This window comes from Serratia nevei (assembly GCF_037948395.1).
Lineage (GTDB): Bacteria > Pseudomonadota > Gammaproteobacteria > Enterobacterales > Enterobacteriaceae > Serratia > Serratia nevei.
Window position 1 is genome coordinate 3,249,369 of sequence record NZ_CP149940.1, and the last position, 25,469, is coordinate 3,274,837.

Genomic DNA, 25,469 nt, shown 5'->3' on the forward strand with positions numbered 1-25,469 from the left:
TCAGTGGTTCCCGTGGTGGTCAAGTTGGCGAAGCAGCGCGCCGTCGGCGGCGAACAACGCATCCAGAATGGTGAAATGATTGGCGCCGGGCACCGCGACCAGTTCGGCCGGCAACCCGCGTTGGCGCAGCGCCGCGTGATAGTGTTGCGACTGACCGATCAACTCCGGCAGCTCAGCTGCGCCGTAATACAGCGTGAGCGGCTTACTGCGCGCCGGCGGGTGGCGCGCCGGGCTTAGCGTTTCAATCTGCCGCTCGGTCAGCTGCAGCGCCCGATTGACATAGCTCTCTTGCAGCGGCGCCAGTTCGAACAGGCCGCTGATGGGAAAGACCGCCTCCACCAACGCATGCTGCTGCCAAAACGCCGCCAGATGCCCGCCGGCGGAATGGCCGCACAGATGCACCGGATGGGCATAGTGCGGCGGCAGACGGCGCTGAATAGCATCAAGCGCCGCCCCCACCTGGCGACAAATAGCGTCAAGATTAACCGCCGGCGCCAGCGCATATTCCACCAGCACCACGTCAAAACCCAACGCCAACGGCCCGGCGGCGATAAAGGCGAAATCCGCCTTATCGCAGAATTGCCAATAGCCGCCGTGAATAAAAATTAACGTCCCCTGGTGCTGCTTTGCAGAATAGAGCCAATCCATCGTCTCGCGTTCGCTTTCGCCATACGCAATATTCTTTTCATGTTTTGTCTGATGATAAATAGCCGCGCTGCGGGTCTGAAATGAAGCCAAAATAGCGTCTTCATTATCCACCGCAGCGCCGTTGTCATAGCTCCCCGCAAGTAGTTTCATATATTAAACTTCGTTTATTATTTAAAATATGAATTAACTATTAGCACCGGCAACATTATTGTCAAGACGGGTCTATCAGCAATGCGCGCCCGGTAAAATAAAACAACACCGGCAGCGAAAAAGTTTAACCCATGAAACTTTTTGCGCTTATTTTCCCCGCCCGTCCGGCTGAATTTGCGGCAATGCGCTTAGCCGCTCAAACGCATAATCCCAAAAGGCACGCACCTTCAGCGGCATGCGCTGCGCCTGCTGCGCCACCAGCTGCACCGGCATCGGCAACGGTTCATGGTCCGCCAGCAGCCGCACCAGCGTACCGGCGGCCACATCGTCCGCTACCTGATACGAGAGCAGCCGGGCGATGCCCTTGCCGGCGCGCACCGCCAGCAGCTGCGCTTCCACATCGTTGAGCAACAGTCGGGGGGCCAAGCGCACCCGCTCGCCGTTTTCCTGCGGGCCGAAGCGCCATTCACGCAGCGACGGCCGCTGAGTGCCGACGATGGTGGCATGCTCCGCCAGCTGCGCCGGTGAGCGCGGCTCGCCGCAGCGCGCCAGGTAAGCCGGGCTGGCGACCGTCACCCGGCTGACCTGCCCCAGCCGCCGTGCCACGCGCGAAGAGTCCTGCAGATGGCCGATGCGCACCGCGATATCCAGCCCTTCGTCAATCAGATCGAGATTGCGATCGTTCAACACCATTTCGATCTGCATCTGCGGGTAGTCATCGAGAAACGCCATCACCACCGGCGCCACGTAGCGGCGGCCGAACTGCACCGGCGAAGTGACGCGCAGCAAGCCGCTCAGCTGCGCTTCGGCGGTATCCTGCACCACCGCCTGATAATCCTGCAGCAGCTGTTGCGCGCGCTCCAGCAACCGCACGCCCGCCTCGGTGGGCGCCAGCCGCCGGGTGGTGCGCTCCACCAGCCGGGTGCCGAACCGCTGTTCCAGCGCGGCGATCGCCCGGGTGATCGCCGGCGCCGAGCGCCGCAGTTTGCGCCCGGCGGCCGCCAGGCTGCCCTGCTGCACCACCGCCACGAAGATGGCCAACTCGTCTAACCGATCCATAGACTCTTCCGATAAGTGAAATTATCAATTTCCACATTGCCGGATTCCGCTCATTCACCGCAAGAGTATGCTGAAAAAAAACACTGAGGAGAAACGCCATGTCCACCATCACCCTCTACGGCACCCCGCTTTCCGGCCACGTTCACCGCGTGGCGTTGCTGCTGCGCATGCTGGCGCTGCCCTATGAATGGGTAGAGGCCTCGGCGGACGTGCGGCAGAGCGCGGCCTTTCGCCGGCTCAACCCGTTTGGCCAGATCCCGGTCTTGCAGGACGGCGATCTGACGCTGGCCGACAGCAACGCCATTCTGGTTTATCTGGCGAAACGCTATGCGCCGGACAGCCACTGGCTGCCTGAACAGCCGGCGGCGGCGGCGCGGGTGCAGGCCTGGCTTTCCAAAGCCGCCGGCGAAGTCCGCTACGGCCCGGCCTCCTGCCGATTGATCGCCCAGTTCGCGGTGCCGGAGGATTATCAGGCGGCGCGGGCAATCAGCGATCGTTTTCTGCCGCAGATGGAACAGCACCTGAGCGAGCGCGGCTATCTGGCCAGTGAACAGGCGACCATCGCCGATTTGGCCTGCTACAGCTATGTGGCGGTCGCGGCCGAAGGCGGCATTTCGCTGGCGCCTTACCCCGCCATACGGCGTTGGGTGGCGAGCATCGCGGCGCTTCCTGGCTTCTTCGCCATGCCGGCCCTGCCGGCACCGGCGGCGAGCTGACGCCATGATCCCGCAACGGTTCCACCCCGATGAGCTGCGCGCGCAGACGCTGGCCGGTTTCGATCGCGTAGGCGGAGGCATCTACCCCGCGATGCCAGATCAGCACCGTGCGTTTTTTGCCGCACTGCCCTACCTGTTCGTCGCCACGCTGGACGACCAGGACTGGCCCATCGCCACCCTGTTCAGCGGCCCGCCCGGATTTTTACGCACGCCGGACGACACGCACCTGCGCATCAGCGCGCCGCGCCGCGCCGCAGCGACGATCCCGCCCAGGCGCTGTTACTGCCCGGCAAACCGGTCGGCGCGCTCGGGCTCGACTTCAGCAACCGGCGGCGCAACCGCGCCAACGGCACCGTCGGCCGCACCGACAAAAACCGGGTGGAGATCGTCGTTCACCAAAGCTTCGGCAACTGCCCGCAGTACATTCAGCGCCGCGAACTCTACCCGGTGGAGAGCCGGCCACAGCCGGTTGAGCATTTAGCGTCGCTCGATGCGGCGGCGCAGGCGCTGATCCGCACCGCAGACACCAGCTTCGTCGCCAGCGGTGCGCACCTGGAACTGACGCAGGGCGGCGTCGATATTTCCCATCGCGGCGGGCGCCCCGGCTTTATCCATCTGGAAGGCGACACGCTGTGGATGCCGGACTTTCGCGGCAACCGCTATATGAATACGTTGGGCAACCTGCTGGCCGAACCGCGGGCGGCGCTGCTGTTCATCGATTTCGATCGCGGCGACGTGCTGCACCTGCAAGGAAAAACGCAGATCCTCTGGCAGGCGCAAGGGGATCCCGGCGTTGAAGGGGCGGAACGCTATTGGCGGTTTGACGTTCACCGCGCCTGGCGTTTTGCGGCGGCGCTGCCGTGGCGGGGACGCGATCTGGAGTATTCACCGGCGACGCTGGCGACCGGAGTGTGGCACCGCTGAAATGAAAAGCCCCGCTGCGGCGGGGCTGAATCGGGAAATTACAGGCTGTGTTCGGCCGCCGCTGCGGCCTGATAAAGCTGACGAAAATAACTCAACCGCGCAAAGAACAGGCGGCTTTGCTGTTCCGACATATTGCCGGCCACCTGCCCGGCGTCAATCTGCCGCCCTTGCCATTCCATCAGGGCGATACTCGACGCCAAAAAATCCATTTCGCTGCCGTAGGCCGCGAGATGTCTGTCCACTGATTTCATCATTCGCACACTCCTTTTAATCACATCGAAAAGGGTCATATGCCTGCTCTTTCAGTATCGGCCCGGCGGCGGATATTTTTTGTACAGAAGGTGCGCATGAAGAAAACGCTCATCTTGTCGCCACGCTGGCAAACGGCGACGGCAAAGTTTGCTAGGGTAAAGGGTAGCCGTATGGGATAGACCATTCTGTTGAACTCAGCAAAGGAAGAGACCAATGAGCACCAGCATCAGCGCTACCCTCAAGGACCCCACGCTGTTCCGCGAGGCCAATTACATCGACGGGCAATGGTTGCCGGCCAAAGCAGGCCACGCGATCGCCATCCATAACCCCGCCAACGGCGAGCTGGTTGGCCATGTGCCGGCCTTCGGTGCCGAAGAAACCACGCGCGCCATCGCCGCCGCCAAGAAGGCGCTGCCCGCCTGGCGTGCGCTGACCGCCAAAGAACGCGCCGGCAAACTGCGGCGGCTGTTTAAGCTGATGATGGAAAATCAGGAGGATCTGGCGCGCATCATGACGGCGGAACAGGGCAAACCGCTGGCCGAAAGCCGCGGTGAGATCGCCTATGCCGCCTCCTTTATCGAATGGTTCGCCGAGGAAGGCAAGCGGGTCTACGGCGACACCATTCCGCAGCCTCAGGCGGGCCGCCGCATCATCGTGCAGAAAGAGCCGATAGGCGTGTTCGCCGCCATCACTCCGTGGAACTTCCCGGCGGCGATGATCACCCGCAAAGCCGGCCCCGGCTGGGCGGCGGGCTGTACCGGGGTGATCCGTCCCGCCAGCCAGACCCCGTTCTCGGCGCTGGCGATCGCCGTGCTGGCGGAGCGCGCCGGGCTGCCCGCCGGGGTGTGCAACGTGATCACCGGCCCCAGTAAAGGCATCGGCGGCGAGCTCACCGCCAACCCGGACGTGCGTAAACTCTCCTTCACCGGCAGCACCGAAGTCGGCGCGCAGCTACTGGCCCAGTGTGCGCCCACCATCAAGAAAACCAGTATGGAGCTGGGCGGCAACGCGCCGTTTATCGTGTTCGACGACGCCGATCTGGACGCCGCCGTGGCCGGCGCGGTCGCCTCGAAATACCGCAACGCCGGCCAGACCTGCGTCTGCACCAACCGTTTTCTGGTGCAGGACGGCGTGTACGACGCCTTCGCCGCCATACTGAAAGCCGCCGTCGCCAAGCTGAAAGTTGGCAACGGCCTGGATGACGGCGTCACCATCGGCCCCTTGATTAACCCGGACGCGGTGGAGAAAGTGCGCGAGCATATCGCCGACGCCGTCGAGCACGGTGCCTCGGTGCTGCTGGGCGGCAAGCCTGACGCGCTGGGCGGCAATTTCTTCACCCCGACCATCCTGACCGACGTACCGCGCACGGCGAAAATCTTCCGCGAGGAGACGTTCGGCCCGGTGGCGCCCCTGATCCGCTTCAACCAGGAAGCGGAAGCCATCGAACTGGCCAACGACACGCCGTTCGGCCTGGCCGCTTACTTCTACAGCCGCGACATCGGCCGGGTGATGCGCGTGGCCGAAGCGCTGGAGTACGGCATCGTCGGCATCAACGAAGGGCTGATTTCCACCGAGGTGGCGCCGTTCGGCGGCATGAAGTACTCCGGTTTGGGCCGCGAAGGCTCAAAATACGGCATCGAGGACTATCTCGAGATCAAATACCTGTGCCTTGGCGGTTTGGGCGCTTGATGCGATCGGCCTCCGCGTCTGCGGGGGCCCTGTCTGGCGGATCCGGGAAGCCTTTGCTACCTTTAGGCCTCTCGTTCGAACGGTTAAAAGGAATTTCCAGTATGCAACCTCTCGTGATACAGCTGCCCGGCTTTTACGTCGCCGGCCAAACGGTCAGAACCACCAATCAGGACGAAACCCGGCCCGAGACGGCAAAAATCCCGGCGCTGTGGTCAGACTTTTTCGCCACCTCGCCCGCCACGCCGGTCTATGGGGTCTACTCCAACTACGCCTCCGACGCCGGCGGGCCGTTTGACGTCACCGCCGGCAGCGCGGCAGAGAGCGGTTTGCACATCCAACCCGGCCGCTATCTGGTGTTCCAGGCCCGTGGCGCCATGCCGGCGGCGGTTATCGCAGGCTGGCAAGCCATCTGGGCCTACTTCGAGCAACACCCGGAAATCGAACGCCGCTTCCTGACCGACTTCGAAGCCTATACCGGCCCCGAGGCGGTCGATATCCATATCGGCTGCCGCTAACGTAACAGTGAGATCGACGATGATCACCTTCTCGCCTGCCATTCCGATCCTGCGCATTTTTGCGGTCGACAAGGCCAAAGAGTTTTATCTGGACTTTCTCGGTTTCACGCTGGAGTGGGAGCACCGTTTCAGCGAAGATCTGCCGCTGTACATGCAGGTGACCCGCGCCGGATTGACGCTGCACCTGAGCGAACACTATGGCGACAGCACGCCCGGCGCCGCTATTTTCATCCCGGTGCACGATATCGACGCGCTGCACCGGGAGCTCACGGCCAAAAACTACCGCTATGCCCGGCCGGGGTTGGAGGTTGTCGACTGGGGCAAAGAGCTGAACCTGACCGATCCGTTCGGCAACCGCCTGCGGTTTTGCGAGCAGAGTGGATCAGAATGAATGTGATAACGTTCATGAGTCCATTTTACCGATCTACCGGATGAGAATACTATTTTCAATCTCGTAAAATTGAAAAGCGCTCATCACATTCATTTAGTCAAAAATATTCACCGCTGTGCTTAAAAAAAGTTACTTTCGGCAGGAAATGGGCTTTGCTATAAATTCCCCATCCGATGTAAGCACCTCGTTATAACAACATCGTGATCTCCCTTAAACATTGCCGGAGTGCACTATGAAAAGTCACATTTTAATATCCACAATAGTCCTTCTAACGTCCGTTTCCGCATTTTCCAAAGATCAAAAGACGGCTTCTGCTAAAGTAGAGCAGCTGGTGGAAAGTACGTCAGCCTGGGATGGCACACCCTACAAAAGTTACCCATCCGGCCAACCTGATCTAAGAGTCATCAGAATGACGATTCCTGCCAACACGGCGCTTCCCTGGCATACACACCCCTATCCAAACGCAGGTTATGTTTTAAAAGGTCAGCTTACTATCGAAGACAGAGACTCTGGTAAAAAACAAACGTTTAAAACCGGTGAGGCCTTTCCTGAAACGGTCGGAGGCGTACATCGTGGTATCAGTGGGAATACCGAGACAGTGCTGATATTGACTTATTCTGCAGTTAAGGGTGTTCCGACATTTACATCAGAGCCAGGCGAAGTGGATGAGTATTGATAACTGAAACTGAGCCGTATGCTTTTTCAATTTAGATATCCAATGCCACTTTGGATTAAATACCCTGTTAGTTAAAATATCTTGTATGGACAGCCCCAGCTTTAGAAGGGCTGTCCCGCCAAACGCCCCCCTCACTCACCGATATAATGGCATTAAGAATAAGGTCTAGCAGAACGCACCTGATACAAAGTCAGAGACCAGTATTGATGCGTCATCACTCTTTCTCCATACAAAAAATAAATCATTCCTTTCAAGCTCAGGAATCTCCATGGCCTGTATTTTACTCTGAGTTGGAAAGCACTTTTCTAAAATACTTTCCGGTACCAAGGAGAACCCCAAACCGGCACTTACGCAGGCGGTGATAACATCATACGACTCCATCTCCAATATCATATTAGGTTTGATTTTTTTACTCGAAAGTAGGTATTCAATCAGGTGTCGATAGCTACAGCTTTTTCTAAATGTATAAAGATCCAGTGTTTCCAGAAAGCCAAGATCGATGGTTGCCGGCAAGGACGGGGGCACAATCAACATTAATCGCTCCCTAAACGCCAACGTGCTGGAAAGCAACGGATGCTCTATGGGACCATCGGTAATGATGAGATCGAGTGCCCCTTCGAGTAACTCTCGCTCCAGATTAAGAGAGTTATCAGACCTGATATGCAATTCTATATTGGGGTATTTCATTCGATGATTGACGATGTATGAAGGCATGTGAGAGGACAGCACCCCCTCCAGAGCGCCGACAAGAAAAACACCGTTCGCTGCAGTATTTCTATTGAATAAATGTTCAATATTGACAGCACGCAACAATAAGTCTTTAGCACTGCGGTAAAGTATGCGCCCCTGTGGCGTTATCAATAATCGGTTCTTTTCTCGATTGAATAGCTTCGCCCCCAACTGCTCTTCAAGTTGTTTCAACCGAATAGTGATATTGGACGGAACACAATTCAGCTTCTTGGCCGCAGCGGCAATGGTTCCATTTTCGACAATTGCACAGAATAAGCTTAATTGATGTAACTTCATTTTATCGCTTGATTCCTTTCTTCTTACTATAAAACAGACTAATAATCTGCATTTAAAATAAAACCCTCATAAGACCAGCCGCCTCTAATCGATAAAAAACCAGACAACGCTATTGTTGCAAGGCAGCAAGGCGTTCGCGAGTCGCCATATCATTAGGAAAATAGACGACCAGGCGCAATAAAGGATTTTGGTTAAGCGTAAAAGTCTCGTACGAAGTTTCAAGCCGTGTGCCATCCGGATAAAACAACGGCCGATACCCGTTGGTTTTTTCCAGGACGCGATGCTGATTCCAGAGCAGGCGAAACAGATCGCTTCGTTCATAAAGCTCCGCATGCAGTTCAAAAAGATACGTGTCCTGCGGGAAAAGAGCTATCGCAAAACGCAACATAGCCGCCGTATCTTCAGCCTTCTCACGCCAGGTGGCGTAGCGGTTCTTTGCCTCATCATCCAGAAAAACCACTCGCGCCAGATTCAATTCATGTACACTTTCATCTGTGCCGGTAATCAGCTTTCTGGCCAAAAAATTCGGACTTATGATGTCAAGCCGTACATCCAGAAAATAGGCAGGCGTCAACACAAAGGACTCAATATAAAACTGCAGCGTTGCTGCGTCAGAATATATTTCCGCAGAGGAAAGAGGCCGCTCTCGGTTAAACAACAAGTACAAATATTGCCGTTCCGACGCGTCTAACCTGAGTACATCCGCCAGAACGGACAGCGTCTGCAACGAAGGGTTGCTCACTCGCCCCTGCTCCAACTTGGTATAATATTCTACGCTCAACCCCGCCTGCTCGGCCAACTCCTCTCTGCGTAATCCTTTGACTCGTCTATTCTTTCCATCATCCAAAATACCAAAATCAGTGGGTTTCAAGCGACATCTTCGGCTGTAAAAAAAACTGCGAATCTGCTCGATCAACATATTCATACAACATCCTGTTTCGTTGGGTCCGACGTTATCAGGGGGCGTAAAATAACGTTATTCATTATTAATTAATAACACCTCATGACCTCTCCCGCCATTTTTATTTTCTGTCATATCGCCGAAGCAGAACGCCCGCTCTCGCTTGGAAACAATTATAACAAACTGGTACTGTCAGAGACTGTTTGGACAACGAGTAAAACGGTAAAGTTATGTCACCCACTGCTTTAACAAGAACACATTTATACCCCTTGGAGATGATCATGTATCAATTTAATCATTACACGGCCAAAGAGCTGGCGCTAGCCTATTTAGCGGGAATCAATCATAAACTGACTCCGGATGAGTTTATATTGGAAGTGAAACGGCAAGAGCAATGCTTCAGCAAAATATTAAACAAACAACATCAATCAGATGTTGTTATAACCTGCTGATAAACATAACCATACCATTCATCTCTTCATACTTGTAACAAGGTGGCTCTGCCAGAGACTGGTTGGGCGCAATTTTGCGTTGCTATTATCCCCATGGCCCTCATGTTTGAAGGAAATCTGTATGTCTACGTTAAATAAACGAATCCTTTTCATTACCTATAACATCGGTGTGGAAAAAGATGAACTGCTTATCCCATTACGTCGCCTTGCCGCTAAAGGTGCAGAGGTTGTGCACGCGGCGGCGGAAAGCTTACGCGTGCAGACTTTTGTCAACGATACCGATAAAGACGAAATTGTTAATGCCGATCGACTGCTCAGCGATGAAATTAAAACCGCTGATTTCGATGCATTAGTCATCCCGGGCGGGACGGTCAACGCCGATAATATTCGTATCGACACGCACGCCATCAGGTTGGTCAACGAATTTATCACCGCCGGCAAACCCGTAGCGGCGGTTTGTCATGCCCCCTGGCTGCTGGTCGAAGCCGACCGCCTGGCGGGCAAAAAACTGACGTCCTACCATACGATGAAGAAAGACCTGACCAATGCCGGCGCCCGCTGGAGCGACGCTCCCGTGGTCCGTTCGGACGAAAATGGCTGGGTATTGATCACCTCAAGAAACCCAGGGGACCTGGAACCTTTCTCCCTGGCAATCGCAAAAGAATTAGGCTTATAAGGAACACAATGATGAATGAAGCATTCAAAGCGCAACATGCCGGTTCCGAACCCGGTTTTCTTACCAGAAACAACGTGGGTGAATTTAAAACCCAGGACTGGGATGAGAATGCTCGTCTGCAGGTCACTGATTATGTTGTTGAACGCATCACCTTTGATAGCCAAGGGGTGGAAATTGTCGGCAATCTCTTTTCACCGGCAAAATCAGCTTACCGCACCCCCGCAATCGCCGTGATGGGGCCGATCAGTTACGTGAAGGAACAGGCACCGTTGCAATACGCCAGCCGCTTGGTCAAACACGGTTTTACCGTACTGACCTTTGATCCTCGCGGTTTTGGCGAATCGTCAGGTGAACCGCGCGGCTATGACTGGGGCGCCAATAAAACCGAAGATTTGAACGCAGCGGTTGCTTATCTTTCGCAGTTGGACAGTGTGGATGAAGAAAGCATTTACGCGCTTGGGCTGTGCCAAGGCGTTAACTGGACCATTGATGCGGTCAATTCCAATCCGTTAATCCGCGCCACTGCCCTGATCGCAGGGCAGTATTTAGTGCCGGCAACCTGGATGCTCTACCTTCAGTCGCAAGAGGCGATCGACAATCGCGTTGGCATGGCGCTTAAGGCCCGTGAACGCTTTGAGAAAGCCGGTGAAGTAGAATACATCCCGGTGGTCAGCACAGAAGATAAATCGGCTTATCTGACTGCGGAAGCCATATACAATTTCTACGCTCCCTGGGCGCAGCATGACGTTCTGGCCAACCACCGTGGCCGCTGGGAGAATAAAATGACTCGCATGAGCGAAGCGGGGATCTGGGCACGAGACAGCAGTAAAGCGATCGCCGATCTGCAAAAACCCGTGCTAATGATCCATAGTGAACGCGCCGCGAGCGGAGAACAAATCCCGCGACAGCTGTTTGACAGCATTGGCAGCAGCAATAAACAGCTGGTCTGGTTTGGCGGCAGAAACCAACTCCAGTTCTATCAGGATCCGCTCACCGTTGATGCAGCAGTACCGCACGTCGCCAATTTCTTTAACAAGTTTTAATTCCACATCAGGCGTTCGCCGTTATCGAGCGGACGCCCCCACGAGCAGGATTTCACCATGTCCCACCCACGCAAAACAAACCAGGAAACGCTGGCGCCGCTGGCCACCCTTTATCAGGAAACCAAAAGATTACAGCGTAAACGCGGCAACTGGTCATACGTATTCGAAGACGCTGTCGGACTCTACGACACCGTTAGCAATCTGTGCCCCACCAGGATACTGGAGTTAGGCACGGCCATCGGCTTTACCTCATGCGTTATGGCGCTCGCAGCTCCTCAGGCAGCGATCGACACTATAGATAAAGATGACGTGAACGTTGAACTTGCCCGACACAATACCGCCTGGCTTAGCCTTTCATCGCGGATAACTGTGCACCACGGCGATTTCAACACCGTCATCGATACGTTAGACACAGAATACGATTTTGCCTTCTTCGACGGTTTTGCACCGGAAATCACGTTGCTCAAGAAGATACATCATCGTCTCGCATCGCAGGGCGTTCTGGCCTGTTCCAATTTATCTCTCTGCAACGATGCCAAAGTCATGGCGTTTTTGACTTCTGCCGAAATCTGGCGCGAACTGCCGCCTATCGAGCAAGCCAACACGCGCATCTTCAGAAAACGCTCCGGATGAAGATCACACGCGGAAATTGCCTGTAGCAGAACTCGCCCGGACAAAATCATCCGCCTCGTCTAGCTAAACGCCGCGGCGTTCTATTCGCATCATTCCCTATTTCCCCCACTGACACTCTTGCCAGAGCGGCATCGTTGAATTCACTGACAAGGATAATTTCATGCAAAAAGTTATTATTCATAAAATGCTGGAGTGGCTCGAATCCAGCCTGCAGAGTGACCTGACGCTGAATGCTGTTTCTCAGCGCAGTGGTTATTCCAAATGGCACCTGCAGCGAGAGTTCAAGAAAGTCACCGGCAAAGATTTAGGGCATTACATTCGCGTTCGCCGACTGTCAAAAGCCGCACTGGCGCTGCGCTTAACCCGTAACTCTATCTATAATATCGCCAAGCGATACGGATTCGACAGTCAGCAAGCTTTCACTCGTGCTTTCACGCGGCAGTTCGGCCTCTCCCCCAGCCGTTACCGCCAGCACGAAAAATGGGACATGAGCACGCTGCATCCCCCATTGCAAATCGACAGCGGCATAGTGCCGCAAACTGAATTTATGTACCTTACCCACCGGCGCCTAAGCGACCTGGCCAGGCGTTATTCCTCGATTCCATGGCGCGTTCATCCTCCGGCACTCGACGCACCTCATATACGGATGATGTTGTCATGCTTCTGCAGCGAAAAATCCGCTGTAACACCGGGAAGATATGCCGTGTTCCGTTACGCCGGGCCCCACAATAAGCTACTCGATTTCGTCCTCTCGTTGTATGACTCAATTCTGCCCCTCAACAGGTTAAGTCGCAGGGAAGGTTCAGATCTCAAACTGGTTTATGCTGAACAGGCGACAACGAGCGATCCCGGCACTTTTCGCTGCGATTATCTGATCCCGATCATCAGGCTGGGGTAAATCATCGCCGCAACATCGATTCAGTCTCGCCATCGGGCTATTGCCGGTACTCCGTCTCGCTGACCGCCTCCAGCCAGGTCACCGGGCTGCCGTCCACCGCTTCGGCGATGGCGATATGGGTCATGGCGGTGTCCGGCGTCGCGCCGTGCCAGTGTTTGACGCCTGCCGGGATCCAGACGATATCGCCGGGGTGCATTTCCTGCGTGGTCTCGCCCCACATTTGGATCCACCCGCGCCCCTGGGTGACGATCAGCGTCTGGCCGAGCGGATGGGTATGCCAGGCCGTGCGGGCGCCGGGTTCAAAGGTGACGGTCGCGCCGCCCACCCTGGCCGGCGCGTCACCGGCGAACGGCGCGTCGATGCGTACCTGCCCGGTAAAATATTCTGCCGAACCGCGCTGTGATGGGATCGAACCGCTGCGTTGTATTTTCATCTGTCGTGTCCTCCGCGCCGGCTCTCACCGCCGGTGCTGATCGTCATGAGTCAGTGATGCCAAGATAGCGCCATGCTTTTCCGGCGACTAGCGGGTAAAATGCGCAAGGAGCTATGAGCTCAATTCATAAATCTACGCGCGACAGTGCGCTCACCTTCCTCTTCGGTGCCGGTATGTTGAAAGAAAACTTTAACGATCTGATCGCTTTCCTGATGGTGGCCAGGGAGCGCAGCTTCACCAAAGCGGCGGCGCAGCTTGGGGTTTCCCAATCGGCGCTCAGCCACGCCATTCGCGGGCTGGAAGAGCGCCTGGCGCTGCGTTTGCTCACGCGCACCACCCGCAGCGTCGCCCCCACCGAAGCCGGTGAGCGGCTGCTCAACAGCATTGGCCCGCGCTTGGCGGAGATTGAAAGCGAGCTGAACGCGCTGGGTGAAATGCGCGATCGGCCCGCCGGCAACATCCGCATCACCGCCGGCGAACACGCGGTGGATGCGGTGCTGTGGCCGGTGCTGCGCACTTTTCTCGTCGATTACCCGGATATCAACGTGGAAATCACCGTCGACAACAGCCTGACCGACATCGTCGCCGGGCGTTTCGACGCCGGCATCCGGCTGGGAGAACAGGTGGCGAAGGACATGGTCGCGGTGCGCATCGGGCCGGACATGCGCATGGTGCCCGTCGCCTCCCCTGACTATTTCTCCCGTTACGGCCTCCCTGCCACGCCGCAAGCGCTGCAAAACCATCGCTGCATCAATATGCGGCTCCCCACCCTCGGCGGGCTGTACGCCTGGGAATTTTCCCGCGATGGCCGGGAGATCAAAGTGCGGGTGGAGGGGCAACTGACCTTCAACAGCCTGCGCCAGCGGATCGACGCCGCGCAGCTCGGCCTCGGCATCGCCTTCGTGCCGGAAGATACCGTCGCCGAGCCGCTGGCCGACGGCCGGTTGCAGATGGCGCTGGACGACTGGTGCCCGCCGTTTCCCGGCTATTACCTCTATTATCCGAGCCGCAGGCAGCACACCACCGCCTTTGCGCTGCTGATTGAGGCGCTGCGGCGCGGGGCTTAACGCCCGACGTTTTTCTGCAGATGCGCCGGGTAGCGATCGCCGATCACGTCGATAGCGGAGAGCGCGCGCTCAATCTCGCCCAGTTCGTCCGCCGCCAACGCGACCGCCGCCGCCGCGAGGTTTTCTTCCAGCCGGTGACGCTTGGTGGTTCCCGGGATCGGCACGATCCACGGTTGCTGCGCCAGCAGCCAGGCCAGAGCGATCTGCGCCGGCGTCACGCCCTTGCGCTGCGCTATCTGCCCCAGCACATCCACCAGCGCCTGGTTGGCCCGGCGCGCCTCGGCGCTGAAGCGCGGCACCACGTTGCGAAAATCGCCGCTGTCGAAAGAGGTGTTCTCGGTAATGGCGCCGGTGAGAAAGCCCTTGCCGAGCGGGCTGAACGGCACCAGACCGATGCCCAGTTCTGCCAGCGTCGGCAAGATTTCACGCTCCGGCTCGCGCCACCACAGCGAATATTCGCTTTGCAGCGCCGTGACCGGCTGCACCGCGTGAGCTCGCCGAATGGTTTGCGCACCGGCTTCCGACAGGCCGAAATACTTTACTTTCCCTTCGCGAATCAGTTGCTGCACCGTACCGGCCACCTCCTCGATAGGCACCTCGGGATCGACGCGGTGCTGATACAACAAATCGATCGTCTCTATCCGCAAGCGCTTCAGCGAACCCTCCACCGCCCGGCGAATATGCTCCGGACGGCTGTTCAACACCTGTTGCCCCGCCGGCTGCGGCAGATCGAAACCGAATTTGGTGGCGATGACGACCCGATCGCGCACCGGCGCCAGCGCTTCGCCCAGCAGTTCCTCGTTCGTGAACGGACCATAAATCTCGGCGGTATCGAAGAGCGTCACCCCCTCGTCAACCGCGGCGCGGATCAGTTCGATCGCCTGCCGTTTGTCGGTGGCCGGGCCGTAGCCAAAACTCAGCCCCATGCAGCCCAACCCCAACGCCGATACTTCCAGCCCTTCGCGCCCCAACTTGCGTGTTTGCATCTTCACTCTCCCGCTGATTGATACCGGCCCCGCCTGGCGCGGAGCCGCTCCGGTGTGATGACTGTAAAACGCAACCGCCGCCATGACTATGGGGCGAAATACGCTTGGGCTTATGAGCCAGGCTCATGAATCAGAGACTCTCGTTAAGCGCTTGCCCGATCTCCGCCTCACACAGCAGGATGTTGTGGTGATGACAAGCCAGCGGGATGACCTGCAGCCGCTCGCAGGCGGCGCCAAGCCCATTATCTTCCACCGCCAGCAGCGGCGCCGTGACCGCTTCCGGCAACTGCGGGTTACCCTCCATCGCCTTGAACAACGTCACCTTCGTGGTTTGCAGCCTGCGGCTCAGACTCCCCTCAGACAGCCGTCGCTCCGCCTGCCCTGCGGCCATGGCGCGTGTCGCCGCCTCGCCCTCGATGCCCAACGCCGGCAACAGCTGCTCCAAAGGCAACTCCGCCGTGGCCTGCCGGTAGAAGCTGTCCAGCAGATACAGTTGCACGTTACGGTAGCCGCGCGCTTCCAGGCGGGCGGCAATCTCCAGCGCAATGATGCCCCCCAGCGACCAACCGAGAATGCGCACCGGCCCGGCGCCTTGCAGCAGGCCGGCGGCGATCATGTCGTTCAGATACCGTTCGGCCAGATCGCCGAGCGAGTCGATGGCCGGTTGATGGTAAAGGTTATGGTTGTCGACGCCGTAACAGTTGAATCGCCCCTGCAACGGCTGAGCGAAAGCGTGAAACGCTTCCGCCCCCACCAGCGCCGGGTGGATCATCCATACGACGGGCGCGCCCTCTGCCCAACGGTTAAGCGGCAAGACCAGGCGGCGTTCGTTGGCGGCCAGCAGGTTTTTCAGGGTGCGGCTTTGCAACAGCTGCACCACCGGCACCGGCGCGGCCATCAGTTCCCCCATGCCGACACACAGGGAAATGGCCTTGATCGAGGTGCCGCCCAGCAGGAAGAAATCGTCCGTCATGCCGACCTGCCCGCACTGCAGCGCCGCCTGCCACAGCGCGCACAGCTGCTGTTCCAGCTCGTTCGCGGGAGCGACATAGGCCTGCGCTTCGCTCGCCGCCGGCGCAGGCAACGCCTTGCGATCCAGTTTGCCGCTGGAGTTATATGGCAGAGCGTCCAGCCGCATCAGCGCCGCAGGCAGCATGTACAACGGCAGTTGCCCGCTCATAAAGGCCAGCAGCGCCGATTCATCCAGCGGCGCCTCGCTGACGTAATACAGCGCCAGGCGCTGCCGATGCGCCTCCGACAGCACGACCGCGCAGCAGGATCTGATCGCGCCGAACGCCAGCGCACATTGCTCGACCTCTCCCAGCTCAACGCGGTAGCCGTTGATTTTCACCTGAAAATCCATACGGCCGAGGAACTCCAGGTTGCCGTCCGGCAAATAGCGGCCGGCGTCGCCGGTGCGATAAAGCCGCTCCCCCAGTTCCGGATGGTAGATGAACTTCTCTTCGGTCAGCGACGGATTGCGGTAATAGCCGCGCGCCACGCCGGCCCCACCGATGTATTGCTCTCCCGGCAAGCAAGGCGGCAGTACGCGCTGATGGCGATCCAGCACGTAAAAGCGCTGATGCGCCATCGCCTGGCCGTAAGGCACGCTGGGCGCCAGGATCGGCGTTTCCGGGATGTCGTACAGGATCGACCAAATGGAGCTCTCGGTCGCGCCCCCGGCGCTGACGATCCGGCACCCTGGCCGCCATTGGCGAATACGCGCCGGCAGTTGGCGGGAGATCACCTCGCCCACCAGCACCACATTGCGCAGCTGCGGCCACTGCGCCTGCGACGCGGCGGACTCCAACTGCTCCACCAGCAGCGTCATCACTGAAGGCGCGGAATTCCAGAAGGTTACGCCCTGGGTCATCAACAGCCGATGCCAGGCCTCAGGCTGGTAGCGTTCGGTTTCGGACGGCATCACTATGGCGCCCCCCACCGACAGCAGGCCGAAAATATCGAACACCGAAATGTCGAAACTCAACGCGCTGAGCGCCAACCCGCGATCGTCCGCGCCGAGTTCCAGCTGGTGCAACGTATCGATGATGCTGTTCACCGCGCCGCGATGTTCTATCGCCACCCCTTTCGGCGCGCCGGTAGAGCCGGAGGTGAAGATCACATAGGCCAGCGCGGAAGGTGCCGGCAAAATAGCCTCGCCCGGCGGAGCCGGCGGCAACTCCATGACGGCCCCCTGCGGATCGATCGTCAACAGCCTGGCCTCACCGCTGGCCCCCCACTCCCGGCTGCTCAGAATCACCCGGGTCTGCGACTGCGCGACGATATCCAGGCGGCGGCGTTCCGGCCAGGCGCCGTCCAGCGGCAAATAGGTCTTGCCGGCCATCAGAATCGCCAGCACCGCAATGATTTGCGCCCGCCCTTTGTCCACCATCACTGCGATGGTCTCGGCGCGCATGTCCGCGTGCTCACGCAGCTGCAACGACAGCGTCAGCGCCCGCCGATACAGCTCACCGTAGCTCAGCTCGCCCCATTCATCGACGATTGCCACCCGCTGCGGCTCGCGCTCGGCCTGACGGATGAAGTCATGATGGATGGCGCGTTCGAAATCGTAGGCCGGTGGACAGGATTGATGGAAGGCGCGCTGCCGCGCCATTTCACTCTCCGAGATCAGCGCCAACTGGCTGACGCGCTGCTCCCCGTGATTGACGATCTGCGTGAGGATCGTCAGATAATACTCCCCCAGCAGCGCCAGCGTAGCCGGTGCAAACAAGGCGGTGGCATAGTTGAAGATCGCCCGCCCGCCCTGCGGTGCCGACTGGATGCTCAGCGTCAAATCGAATTTGGCCGCCTGGTAGTGCGCCAGCAGATCCTGCGGCGCCAGCCAGGCCGGCGCGGCCCCCGCCTCCTCCAGCGCGAACAGCGCCTGGAACAGCGGATGGCGCGACAGATCGCGCGGCACCTGCAGCAGTTCGATCAGCTGATCCAACGGCAAATTCTGATACCGCTGCGCCTGCAGCACGCCGTCAAAGACGCGATGCACATAATCGTTCAGCGACGCCGCATCGTCTATTTGCGAGCGCAGCGGCAGCGTGTTGACGAAGAATCCGATCGCTGAGCGGGTCTCTGCCGCCGGTCGGTTGGCAACCGGCGTACCGACCAGAATGTCTTGCTGGCCGCTGAAGTAACCGAGCAGCAAATTAAAGGCCGCAAGATACAGCGCAAACGGCGTGACGCCCTGCTGCCGGGCGAACTGCGCCGCCTGCGCCACCAGCGCCTCCGGCAGCGCGATGACGTGGTTGGCGCCACGATGATCGAAGCGAGCCGGCCGCACGAAATCGAGCGGCATTTCCAGCGCCTGCCACCCCGCCAGGGCTTGGCGCCAATAGGCTTTCGCCTCATCCGCCTGAACGGAATCCAGCCAGCGCCGCTGCCAGACGGCATAGTCGCCATAGTGCAACGGCAACGCCGCCAGCCCGGCCTCTCGCCCTTGCCGCTGCGCCTGATACAGCACGTCCAGCTCCTGCAGCAGCACCGGCTGCGACCAGCCGTCAAACGCCAGGTGATGCACCAGAATCAGGCTGTAATTCACCCACCCGCCATCCGGCTGCGCCACCCGGTAAACGGCCGCCCTGATCGGCAATTCCGCCCCCAGCGCGAACGGCCGGTCGATATCCTGCCGCAGCCTGTCCGGCCAGTGCGCCGCCTCCAACGTCACGCGCTCCAGCGAAAGCGTCAGTTCACAGGCTCGGGATACGGCGCTTTGGGATGGCATCTGGACAATCAGGCTGTGTAAAACCTGATGCCGGGCGACGACCGCCTGTAAACTGCGCTCGTAAGCCGCCAGACACACCTCGTCGCCGAGACGGAACAGCATCGGCACATGGTAAAGATTGCCGCCGCCGTTCAGATTCTCGATAAACCACAGCTGCAGCTGTGAAGAAGAGAGCGGATACTCGCGTTGCCGCAGCGGCGGGATCGACACCGGCGCGGCGCCCTGCTCCTGTTGCTGCAACACGCGACACAGCGAACGGATCGTCGGGAACCGCCCCAGCTCGCTCAGCGTTATCTCACGCGCCAGCCGCCGGCCGATCTGATAACAGGCCTGAATAGCCAGAAGAGAGTTGCCCCCCAGCGAGAAGAAGTTGTCCTCCACGCCGATATCCTGCCGCTGCAGCAAATCGCGCCACACCGCCAGACAGGCGTTCTCCCATTCGCCCTGCGCCGCGACGAACTCACGCACCGCCCTTTCCGGCTGCGGCAAGGCCTGTCGGGCTATCTTGCCGTTTTCGGTCAGCGGCAGCTGCGCCAGCTGCATCAGCGCCTGCGGCACCATGTACGGAGGCAGTTGGCTGCTCAAGTGCTGAGCCAGCGCCTGGGGGGCGATCGTCTCATCGGCAACGTAGTACGCGGCCAGGCAGGGCTGCGGTTGCGTGACGAGCACGCAGCAACAGGCGGTCACGCCCGGATAGGCGAGCACCGCATGTTCTATCTCCCCCAGCTCGATGCGATAGCCGTTCAGCTTGATCTGCTGATCGAGGCGCCCCATGAACTCCACGTTGCCATCCTCCAGCCATCGGCCCGCGTCGCCGGTGCGGTACACCCGCTCCTGCAGCTCGTCATGCCAGAAAAAACTCTCGGCGGTGCGTTGCGGATCGCCGTAATACCCGCGCGCCAGGCCCTCACCCGCCAGATAGATTTCCCCTCGCACCCCCGGCGCGGCGGGCCGTCGCCCGGCGTCCAGGATATAGCAACGCTGGTGCGGCAACGGTTTGCCGTAAGGAATGCTGACCGACCGAATGTTCTGACCGCGCGGGACCTCGTACAGCATGGTGAAGATCGCCGCCTCCGTCGCGCCGCCGGCGCTGCAAAAACGGCCGTGCGGCGCCCAGGCCAGGCAGCGTTCCGGCAGCGAGGTGGCGATCCAGTCGCCCCCCACCATCACCGCCCGCAGCGCCGGTGCCGGCCCTGCCGTTAACCCCGCGCCGTTCACATAATCCAGCAACAGCTCCATCAGCGCCGGTGCGCTCAGCCATTGCGTCACCCGATGTGCCATCATCAATTGATACCAGGCCTGCGGATTGCTCCTGTCCCGCTCGGCCGGCATCACGACCGCACCGCCGGCGCTCAGCGGGCTGAAAATGTCGAAGATCGCCAGATCGAAGCTCAACGCGCTGAGGGCCAGGCTGCGATCCCGCTCGTTGAGGCCGAAATACCGCCGCACGCCCTCCAGCATGTTCACCGCGCTGCGATGTTCGATCGCCACGCCCTTCGGTGTGCCGGTCGATCCTGAGGTGAAAATGATATAGGCCAGGCTGTCAGGCCCTGCATCCAGCGCCGGCAGGCGCTGTTCCGGCAGCGGCAGCTGCGCCGCCAGCCCTGCGGCATTCAGTTCGATCAGGTTGATCTCGGCGCAGGCCCAGGGCGCATCGCTGAGCAGCGTATTGATGCCGGCCTGCGCCATCACTTTCAGCCGCCGCTGCGGTGGCCATGCCGCCTCCATCGGCAAGAACGCCTTACCGCACATCAGCGCCGCCAGCAGGGCTACCGGCTGCCGGCGCCCTTTGTCGGCGATGACGGCGATGGCGTCGCCGGTCACCCGTCCTTGCACGCGCAGTTGAGTGGCCAGCGTCAACGCCGCCTCGTGCAGCTCACCGTAAGTCATCTCCCCCTGCTCGTCGACAACCGCCACCGCCTGCGGACTGCGCCGCGCATGCTGCACGAAATCCTGTTGCAGGCTGCGTTCAAACGCATAGCCGAAGGGGGATCCGGCCGGTAGCGCCTGGCTTTGCGGTTGCAAGCGGATGTTTTCCAGCGGCCAGTCGTCGTGGTGAGCCATCTGCTGCAATACGGCGAGATAGTAACCGGCCAGCCGATCCATCGACGCCTTGCTGAACAACGCCGAAGCGAAGTTGAAGCGCGCACGCATCTGCTCGCCCTGCGGCGTCAGCGTGAGCGTCAGGTCGAACTTGGCGGTGCGCTCATAAGCGCTCAGATCGACCACCGACAGCCAGTCCGGGCGCGCCTGCGCGCCGCCCTCGCTCTCCAGCGCGAACATGACCTGGAACAGCGGATGGCGAGAAAAATCGCGCGGCAGCGCCAGATCGTCCACCAGCGCTTCCAGCGACAGCGTCTGATGCTGCTGCGCCTGCAGCGTCGTGGCCGCCACCTGCCGCACAAACTCGGCGACGCGATGACGCGGATCGAGTCGCTGGCGTAAAGGCAGCGTATTGACGAAGAACCCAATCAGATTCTCCAGTTCGGGGCGGTGGCGGTTCGCCAGCGGCGTACCGACCATGACATCGTTCTGGCCGCTGTAGCGGGACAACAGCAGCATGAACCCCGCCAGCATCACCGCATGCAGCGTCACCCCCTCTCTGCGCGCCAGCGCATCCAGCGCCTTCACCAGCGCCGCCGGCAACGGCACTTCGCTGTTGTCACCGCGCTCGTCGAAGACCGCCGGCCGCAAAAAGTCCAACGGCAGATCGAGTTGCTGGCAACCTGCCAGTGCTTGCCGCCAAAAGGCCAATTCGTCCGCCCGGCGCTGCACATTTTCCGGCGCTTGTTGCCAGCACGCATAGTCGAGGTATTGCAACGCCGGCTCTGTCGCCTCACGCCACGTCCCGCGATAGCGCGCGTCCAATTCCTGCAACAGCACCTCAAGCGACCAGCCGTCAAAGACGATGTGATGGAACACCAACAGGCAAACGGTCGTTTCCCGCTCCGCCGCATCGCGGTAACGGTAGCGCGTGGCGCGCAGCGGCAGCTCGCGCGTCAAATCCATCGGCTGGCTGCAGGCTTGCGCCAGCGCAGCGTCAAATTCATCGGCACTCAGCGTCAGCAAAGGTACCGGCAGCACGGTGTCGCTGACCCACTGACTGGCTTCGCCCCGGTCATTCTGGCGGATCAGGCTGCGCAAGATCTGGTGGCGCTCGACGATCGCCTGCAGACACGCCGCAAAGCGTTCGTCATCGACATCCGGCGGCAGCCGCAGCAGCACCGGCGACAGATAATGCGTGGCATTCACCGACAGTTGCTGAACAAACCACAGCCGCGACTGCTGAAGCGACAGCGGCGCCTCCCGCAGCCCGCCGGAGAGGATCGGCAGCTCATCCGGCGGCGCCTGCCGTTGGGCGGCGATGTGCTCGCTCAATGCGGCCACCGTCGGATGCTGATTCAACGTCAGTACCGAGATCTTTGCCCCCGGCAGTTTATTCACTTCGTGGCACAGCCTGATGGCCATAATGGAGTTGCCGCCGAGGCGGAAGAAGTTGTCCTCCACGCCAACATCGCCCCCCAGCAGCCGGTTGAACAGCGCCGACAGACGGGTCTCCAGCGGCGTGCCCGGCCGGCGAAACGCCGTTTGCGGCTCGACCGGCAGCGGTTCCGGCAATGCCCGGTAATCGACCTTGCGGCTCACCGTCAGCGGCAGCGCCGCCAGCGCCCGCATCGCCGAAGGCAACATGTAGTGCGGCAGCTGCGCCGCCAGGCGTTGCAAGATGTCGCCGGCCTCCGGCTCCGCGCCAGCTTGCGGCACATACCAGGCCGCCAGCTGGTCCGTAGTGCCGGGACGCAGACTCACCACCGCCTCGGCCACCTCAGGCAGCGCACGCAGCTGCATTTCTATTTCGCCCAATTCGATGCGATAGCCGTTGATCTTGATTTGCTGATCGTGCCGCCCGAGGTACTCCAGACCGCCGTCGGCCAAGCGCCGCACTCTGTCACCGGTGCGATACAGGCGCCGGTACGGTTCCCGCAGTTCAAATGGGTTGGCGACGAACGTGGACGCCGTCAGCGCCGGCAGGTTCAGGTATCCCCGCGCCAACCCCACGCCGGCCAGGCACAGCTCGCCTTCTACGCCCAACGGTAACAAATTATCTTTCTCGTCAATCACATAACAACGCATATTGGCGATAGCGTGGCCGATATTGCGCGCGCCGTTGCGGCGATAGATATTCAGGCTGGCGCTGACCGAGGCTTCGGTCGGGCCATACATGTTGGCGACCTGCATGCCGCTGGCCAGGTAATGGTCGAGCGCTTCCTGCGCGGTCGCCTCACCGCCGGTCGCGAGATAGCGCACCGAAGCCGGAAGTTCAGGCAAGGTGCCAAGCAGCGCCGGCGGCAGGAAGCAGGCCTCGATGCCCCAGACCGCCATCTGTTCGCACAACTGCGCCGGATCCCGCCGCTGCGCTTCGCTCGCGATGAACAGCCGGTAGCCGTTGTCCAGGGCCACGAACACTTCGAAGACGTGCGCGTCAAACGCCAGCGACGCGAACTGCAGGCAGTTGAGCGCATCCGGCTCATTGCACAACAAACGCTGCGTGTGGCCCCGCACCATATTGGCCGCGCCCCGGTGTTCGCACAGCGTGCCTTTTGGCCGCCCGGAAGTGCCGGAGGTGTAAATCACGTAGGCCAACTGCCGGGCGTCCACACTCGGCAAGGCTGCGGCATCCGCGTCGGCGAGCGGTTCATCTGCCGACAGGCAAAGGGTGCCCGGCGCCAATCGCTGCGCCGCAGCCTGCAACGCGTTTTCGGTCAAGACGATCGGGCTGTTGACCTCTTGCAGGATATAATCCAGCCGCTGCGCCGGCGCGGCGGGATCCAGCGGCACATAGGCACCGCCCGCCTTCATGATGGCCAGCATCGCCACCACCGCCTCCGCGCTGCGCTGCAGATACAGCGGGATCAGCGTCTCCGGCGGCATGGCCACGCCGCACAGCCGTTGATACTCCGCCCGCAGCCGCAGCGCCAGACGATCGCTGCGCTGCGCCAGCTGGCGGTAGCTGAGCGATCCTTTGGCATCGGTCACGGCGATGCGCTCCGGGTGACGGCGCGCCTGTCTGGCCACGCCCTCGAGCAGCGTCGCTTCCGCATCGGCCGTTGCCGGCCCGCTCTCCCAGCCGTCGCGGCAGCGTAAAACCTGCTGCGCCGTCAGCTGTGGCCAAGCGGCAATCGGCGCGTCCGGTTCGGTTAACGCGCGCTGCAACAGCCAGAGATACTGCTCCGCCATCTCCGTCATTTGGGTCGCGTCGAACAGATCGGGGCGGTAGCGCAGGCGAAACTCAAAGGCCTGCTCGGTAGGCTGATACTCCAGCAGCAGTTCCGAACCGGCCAAATCGACGTTGAAGCGATGATTGACGCCGATGCAACAACCGTCGAGCGCCAGCGGCGCATCTTTCAGGTAAGCCTGGGTAAAGTTGACGTTCAGCTGACGCACCGGGCTGAGGCTCAGCATGTCATAAACCGGCAACTGGCTGTGCCGCAGCTTGCCTGCCGCCTTGAGCGCTTTGCTGTAGGCCAGCGTCGCGCGGTACAGCTGATTGAACGTGGCCCCCGGGGCGAGGGTCAAGGGGAACACGGCGGTATTGACCTGTGCGCCGAAGAACAGCGCCTCGCCGCCCTCCGGCGCGACGGGATAACCGATATGCACCGTTTCCTGCGCGGATTGCCGGGCGATCAGCAACGCCCACAGCGTTTTGAATATCAGGAAAGGATTGGCATACCTGACGCCGGATTTCAGCGCCTGCCACTCGGCGAACGGTAACCTAAAGCGCACTTCACCGGCGCCAGGCGCTTCGGGGGCTGCGCCGGGAAGATAAGGCAACGCCACGCGCGGAGCGCATTCAGCCAGCAGGCTGCCCCAGAATGACGCAGAGCCGAACTCGTGCTTCAACGTCGCGACATCCGCCTCATAACGCTCGTACAATGTGCAGATGTCCGTTTCATCCGCCTGCGGCGGCGCCACCGCCGCGCCGCGATTGTAATAGGCGGAAACGGCGCTGTAGAACTCCTGCCCCGACAGGCCGTCGATCAGGATGTGATGAACGACAATGATCAGGTTATAGCGCTGAGGGGCCAGCTCAATCAGGTAGAAGCGGCACAGCGGCCCTTCCCGGAGATCGAACGGCGTGTTGATTAACTTACCGATATCACAATCGGCATCGAGCGTTTCCAACGCAATTTTTTTCGCCGTCTTTACCCAGCGCAGTGGCGAGGAACTGTCATCCAAAACGTGGTGAAACAGAATATAGTCCCGGCAAACCCCGTCGATCGCCGCGCGCAATCGTCCGACGTCCAGCTCTCCCTCAATCGTCTGATCCAGCACCAGGTTGTACTCGCAGGAGTGTGGATTGAGCACGTACTCATTCCAAAACGTGTGGGTATAAGGTGAAGCGATGAGCACGTTCATAAAGCAATTCCCTTTTAATATATTCCAAAAATATATCAACCACTACTTATGCATTAAATAAATAGCGTGGCCGTTATGCGATTGAGCTGTTAGCTGAAAAACTAAAAACATAAGTGCGAATATTATTTTATTTTTATAAAAAATAAAGCCACAAAAATACAAATAAATAAACATCATAAAAAACAAT

General features: G+C 59.7%; 19 protein-coding genes and 1 pseudogene. 12 read left to right on the plus strand and 8 right to left on the minus strand.

What is annotated here, in order from left to right; translation table 11 throughout:
• Together V8N38_RS15650 and V8N38_RS15655 are read right to left on the minus strand one after the other, a co-directional pair.
• Positions 1 to 798, minus strand: coding sequence for an alpha/beta hydrolase (locus V8N38_RS15650; RefSeq protein ID WP_147839779.1), 798 nt, complete (start codon positions 796 to 798; stop codon positions 1 to 3).
• 147 nt (positions 799 to 945) lie between these two features.
• Complete coding sequence (locus tag V8N38_RS15655; RefSeq protein ID WP_047730355.1) at positions 946 to 1,857, minus strand: LysR family transcriptional regulator; 912 nt, start codon at positions 1,855 to 1,857, stop codon at positions 946 to 948.
• A 98-nt stretch (positions 1,858 to 1,955) separates the two neighbouring features.
• On the opposite strand from V8N38_RS15655, the gene V8N38_RS15660 reads away from it, so the two are divergent.
• Positions 1,956 to 2,573 carry a glutathione S-transferase family protein gene (locus V8N38_RS15660; RefSeq protein WP_060439647.1) on the plus strand — a complete coding sequence of 206 codons (618 nt, stop codon included), beginning with the start codon at positions 1,956 to 1,958 and terminating at the stop codon, positions 2,571 to 2,573.
• Positions 2,574 to 2,577: 4 nt separating this feature from the next.
• A pseudogene (locus tag V8N38_RS15665) lies at positions 2,578 to 3,497 on the plus strand (pyridoxamine 5'-phosphate oxidase family protein).
• Positions 3,498 to 3,535: 38 nt separating this feature from the next.
• On the opposite strand, the gene V8N38_RS15670 reads toward V8N38_RS15665, so the two are convergent.
• Positions 3,536 to 3,751 carry a glycogen synthesis protein gene (locus V8N38_RS15670; RefSeq protein ID WP_049201387.1) on the minus strand — a complete coding sequence of 72 codons (216 nt, stop codon included), beginning with the start codon at positions 3,749 to 3,751 and terminating at the stop codon, positions 3,536 to 3,538.
• Between the two features lie 211 nt (positions 3,752 to 3,962).
• Here V8N38_RS15670 and gabD point away from each other — a divergent pair, with 211 nt between their 5' ends.
• The 4 genes from gabD to V8N38_RS15690 all read left to right on the plus strand — a co-directional run bounded on the left by gabD (position 3,963) and on the right by V8N38_RS15690 (position 7,020).
• Positions 3,963 to 5,438, plus strand: coding sequence for an NADP-dependent succinate-semialdehyde dehydrogenase (gabD, locus tag V8N38_RS15675; protein ID WP_147839778.1), 1,476 nt, complete (start codon positions 3,963 to 3,965; stop codon positions 5,436 to 5,438).
• Positions 5,439 to 5,539: 101 nt separating this feature from the next.
• The gene (locus V8N38_RS15680) at positions 5,540 to 5,953 is read left to right on the plus strand and encodes a GyrI-like domain-containing protein (RefSeq protein WP_060439639.1); all 414 of its coding nucleotides are present in this window, start codon (positions 5,540 to 5,542) and stop codon (positions 5,951 to 5,953) included.
• A gap of 22 nt (positions 5,954 to 5,975) precedes the next feature.
• Positions 5,976 to 6,344: a glyoxalase superfamily protein gene (locus V8N38_RS15685; protein ID WP_187181550.1), complete on the plus strand. Its 369-nt coding sequence runs from the start codon at positions 5,976 to 5,978 to the stop codon at positions 6,342 to 6,344.
• Positions 6,345 to 6,576: 232 nt separating this feature from the next.
• Positions 6,577 to 7,020: a cupin domain-containing protein gene (locus V8N38_RS15690; RefSeq protein ID WP_072265419.1), complete on the plus strand. Its 444-nt coding sequence runs from the start codon at positions 6,577 to 6,579 to the stop codon at positions 7,018 to 7,020.
• Between the two features lie 165 nt (positions 7,021 to 7,185).
• Here V8N38_RS15690 and V8N38_RS15695 read toward each other — a convergent pair whose 3' ends face one another.
• Positions 7,186 to 8,046: a LysR family transcriptional regulator gene (locus tag V8N38_RS15695; RefSeq protein WP_060420542.1), complete on the minus strand. Its 861-nt coding sequence runs from the start codon at positions 8,044 to 8,046 to the stop codon at positions 7,186 to 7,188.
• A 109-nt stretch (positions 8,047 to 8,155) separates the two neighbouring features.
• Complete coding sequence (locus V8N38_RS15700) at positions 8,156 to 8,971, minus strand: helix-turn-helix domain-containing protein (RefSeq protein WP_100395599.1); 816 nt, start codon at positions 8,969 to 8,971, stop codon at positions 8,156 to 8,158.
• Positions 8,972 to 9,228: 257 nt separating this feature from the next.
• On the opposite strand from V8N38_RS15700, the gene V8N38_RS15705 reads away from it, so the two are divergent.
• From V8N38_RS15705 to V8N38_RS15725, 5 genes are all read left to right on the plus strand, one after another.
• Complete coding sequence (locus V8N38_RS15705; protein WP_171523659.1) at positions 9,229 to 9,399, plus strand: hypothetical protein; 171 nt, start codon at positions 9,229 to 9,231, stop codon at positions 9,397 to 9,399.
• Between the two features lie 121 nt (positions 9,400 to 9,520).
• Entirely contained in the window at positions 9,521 to 10,075 is a 555-nt protein-coding gene (locus tag V8N38_RS15710) for a DJ-1/PfpI/YhbO family deglycase/protease (RefSeq protein ID WP_063990414.1), read from the plus strand.
• 8 nt (positions 10,076 to 10,083) lie between these two features.
• On the plus strand, positions 10,084 to 11,118 hold the full coding sequence (locus V8N38_RS15715) for an alpha/beta hydrolase (protein WP_100395598.1): 1,035 nt from the start codon (positions 10,084 to 10,086) through the stop codon (positions 11,116 to 11,118).
• Positions 11,119 to 11,175: 57 nt separating this feature from the next.
• Positions 11,176 to 11,751: an O-methyltransferase gene (locus tag V8N38_RS15720; RefSeq protein ID WP_147839777.1), complete on the plus strand. Its 576-nt coding sequence runs from the start codon at positions 11,176 to 11,178 to the stop codon at positions 11,749 to 11,751.
• A 160-nt stretch (positions 11,752 to 11,911) separates the two neighbouring features.
• Entirely contained in the window at positions 11,912 to 12,649 is a 738-nt protein-coding gene (locus V8N38_RS15725) for a helix-turn-helix domain-containing protein (protein ID WP_060420527.1), read from the plus strand.
• Positions 12,650 to 12,686: 37 nt separating this feature from the next.
• Here the strand turns inward: V8N38_RS15725 and V8N38_RS15730 are convergent, their stop codons facing one another.
• Positions 12,687 to 13,082: a cupin domain-containing protein gene (locus V8N38_RS15730; RefSeq protein WP_147839776.1), complete on the minus strand. Its 396-nt coding sequence runs from the start codon at positions 13,080 to 13,082 to the stop codon at positions 12,687 to 12,689.
• 173 nt (positions 13,083 to 13,255) lie between these two features.
• Here V8N38_RS15730 and V8N38_RS15735 point away from each other — a divergent pair, with 173 nt between their 5' ends.
• Positions 13,256 to 14,149 (plus strand): LysR family transcriptional regulator, encoded by an 894-nt coding sequence (locus tag V8N38_RS15735; protein ID WP_070914715.1) that lies wholly within the window; start codon positions 13,256 to 13,258, stop codon positions 14,147 to 14,149.
• Here the strand turns inward: V8N38_RS15735 and V8N38_RS15740 are convergent.
• Together V8N38_RS15740 and V8N38_RS15745 are read right to left on the minus strand one after the other, a co-directional pair.
• Entirely contained in the window at positions 14,146 to 15,135 is a 990-nt protein-coding gene (locus tag V8N38_RS15740; RefSeq protein ID WP_147839775.1) for an aldo/keto reductase, read from the minus strand. The two genes, V8N38_RS15735 and V8N38_RS15740, sit on opposite strands and share 4 nt — an antisense overlap.
• A 130-nt stretch (positions 15,136 to 15,265) precedes the next feature.
• Positions 15,266 to 25,282, minus strand: a complete 10,017-nt coding sequence (locus tag V8N38_RS15745; protein WP_147839774.1) for a non-ribosomal peptide synthetase — start codon at positions 25,280 to 25,282, stop codon at positions 15,266 to 15,268.
• Positions 25,283 to 25,469: the final 187 nt, after the last annotated feature.

What these genes read in the sequence shown, in the direction of transcription:
- V8N38_RS15735 (WP_070914715.1), top strand. Translation starts at nt 13,256, where the DNA reads ATGTTGAAAGAAAACTTTAACGATCTGATCGCTTTCCTGATGGTGGCC.
- V8N38_RS15660 (WP_060439647.1), top strand. Translation starts at nt 1,956, where the DNA reads ATGTCCACCATCACCCTCTACGGCACCCCGCTTTCCGGCCACGTTCAC.
- V8N38_RS15715 (WP_100395598.1), top strand. Translation starts at nt 10,084, where the DNA reads ATGATGAATGAAGCATTCAAAGCGCAACATGCCGGTTCCGAACCCGGT.
- V8N38_RS15720 (WP_147839777.1), top strand. Translation starts at nt 11,176, where the DNA reads ATGTCCCACCCACGCAAAACAAACCAGGAAACGCTGGCGCCGCTGGCC.
- V8N38_RS15705 (WP_171523659.1), top strand. Translation starts at nt 9,229, where the DNA reads ATGTATCAATTTAATCATTACACGGCCAAAGAGCTGGCGCTAGCCTAT.
- V8N38_RS15695 (WP_060420542.1), bottom strand. Translation starts at nt 8,046, where the DNA reads ATGAAGTTACATCAATTAAGCTTATTCTGTGCAATTGTCGAAAATGGA.
- V8N38_RS15670 (WP_049201387.1), bottom strand. Translation starts at nt 3,751, where the DNA reads ATGATGAAATCAGTGGACAGACATCTCGCGGCCTACGGCAGCGAAATG.
- V8N38_RS15650 (WP_147839779.1), bottom strand. Translation starts at nt 798, where the DNA reads ATGAAACTACTTGCGGGGAGCTATGACAACGGCGCTGCGGTGGATAAT.
- V8N38_RS15680 (WP_060439639.1), top strand. Translation starts at nt 5,540, where the DNA reads ATGCAACCTCTCGTGATACAGCTGCCCGGCTTTTACGTCGCCGGCCAA.
- V8N38_RS15745 (WP_147839774.1), bottom strand. Translation starts at nt 25,282, where the DNA reads ATGAACGTGCTCATCGCTTCACCTTATACCCACACGTTTTGGAATGAG.
- V8N38_RS15730 (WP_147839776.1), bottom strand. Translation starts at nt 13,082, where the DNA reads ATGAAAATACAACGCAGCGGTTCGATCCCATCACAGCGCGGTTCGGCA.
- gabD (WP_147839778.1), top strand. Translation starts at nt 3,963, where the DNA reads ATGAGCACCAGCATCAGCGCTACCCTCAAGGACCCCACGCTGTTCCGC.
- V8N38_RS15690 (WP_072265419.1), top strand. Translation starts at nt 6,577, where the DNA reads ATGAAAAGTCACATTTTAATATCCACAATAGTCCTTCTAACGTCCGTT.
- V8N38_RS15725 (WP_060420527.1), top strand. Translation starts at nt 11,912, where the DNA reads ATGCAAAAAGTTATTATTCATAAAATGCTGGAGTGGCTCGAATCCAGC.
- V8N38_RS15710 (WP_063990414.1), top strand. Translation starts at nt 9,521, where the DNA reads ATGTCTACGTTAAATAAACGAATCCTTTTCATTACCTATAACATCGGT.
- V8N38_RS15740 (WP_147839775.1), bottom strand. Translation starts at nt 15,135, where the DNA reads ATGCAAACACGCAAGTTGGGGCGCGAAGGGCTGGAAGTATCGGCGTTG.
- V8N38_RS15655 (WP_047730355.1), bottom strand. Translation starts at nt 1,857, where the DNA reads ATGGATCGGTTAGACGAGTTGGCCATCTTCGTGGCGGTGGTGCAGCAG.
- V8N38_RS15700 (WP_100395599.1), bottom strand. Translation starts at nt 8,971, where the DNA reads ATGAATATGTTGATCGAGCAGATTCGCAGTTTTTTTTACAGCCGAAGA.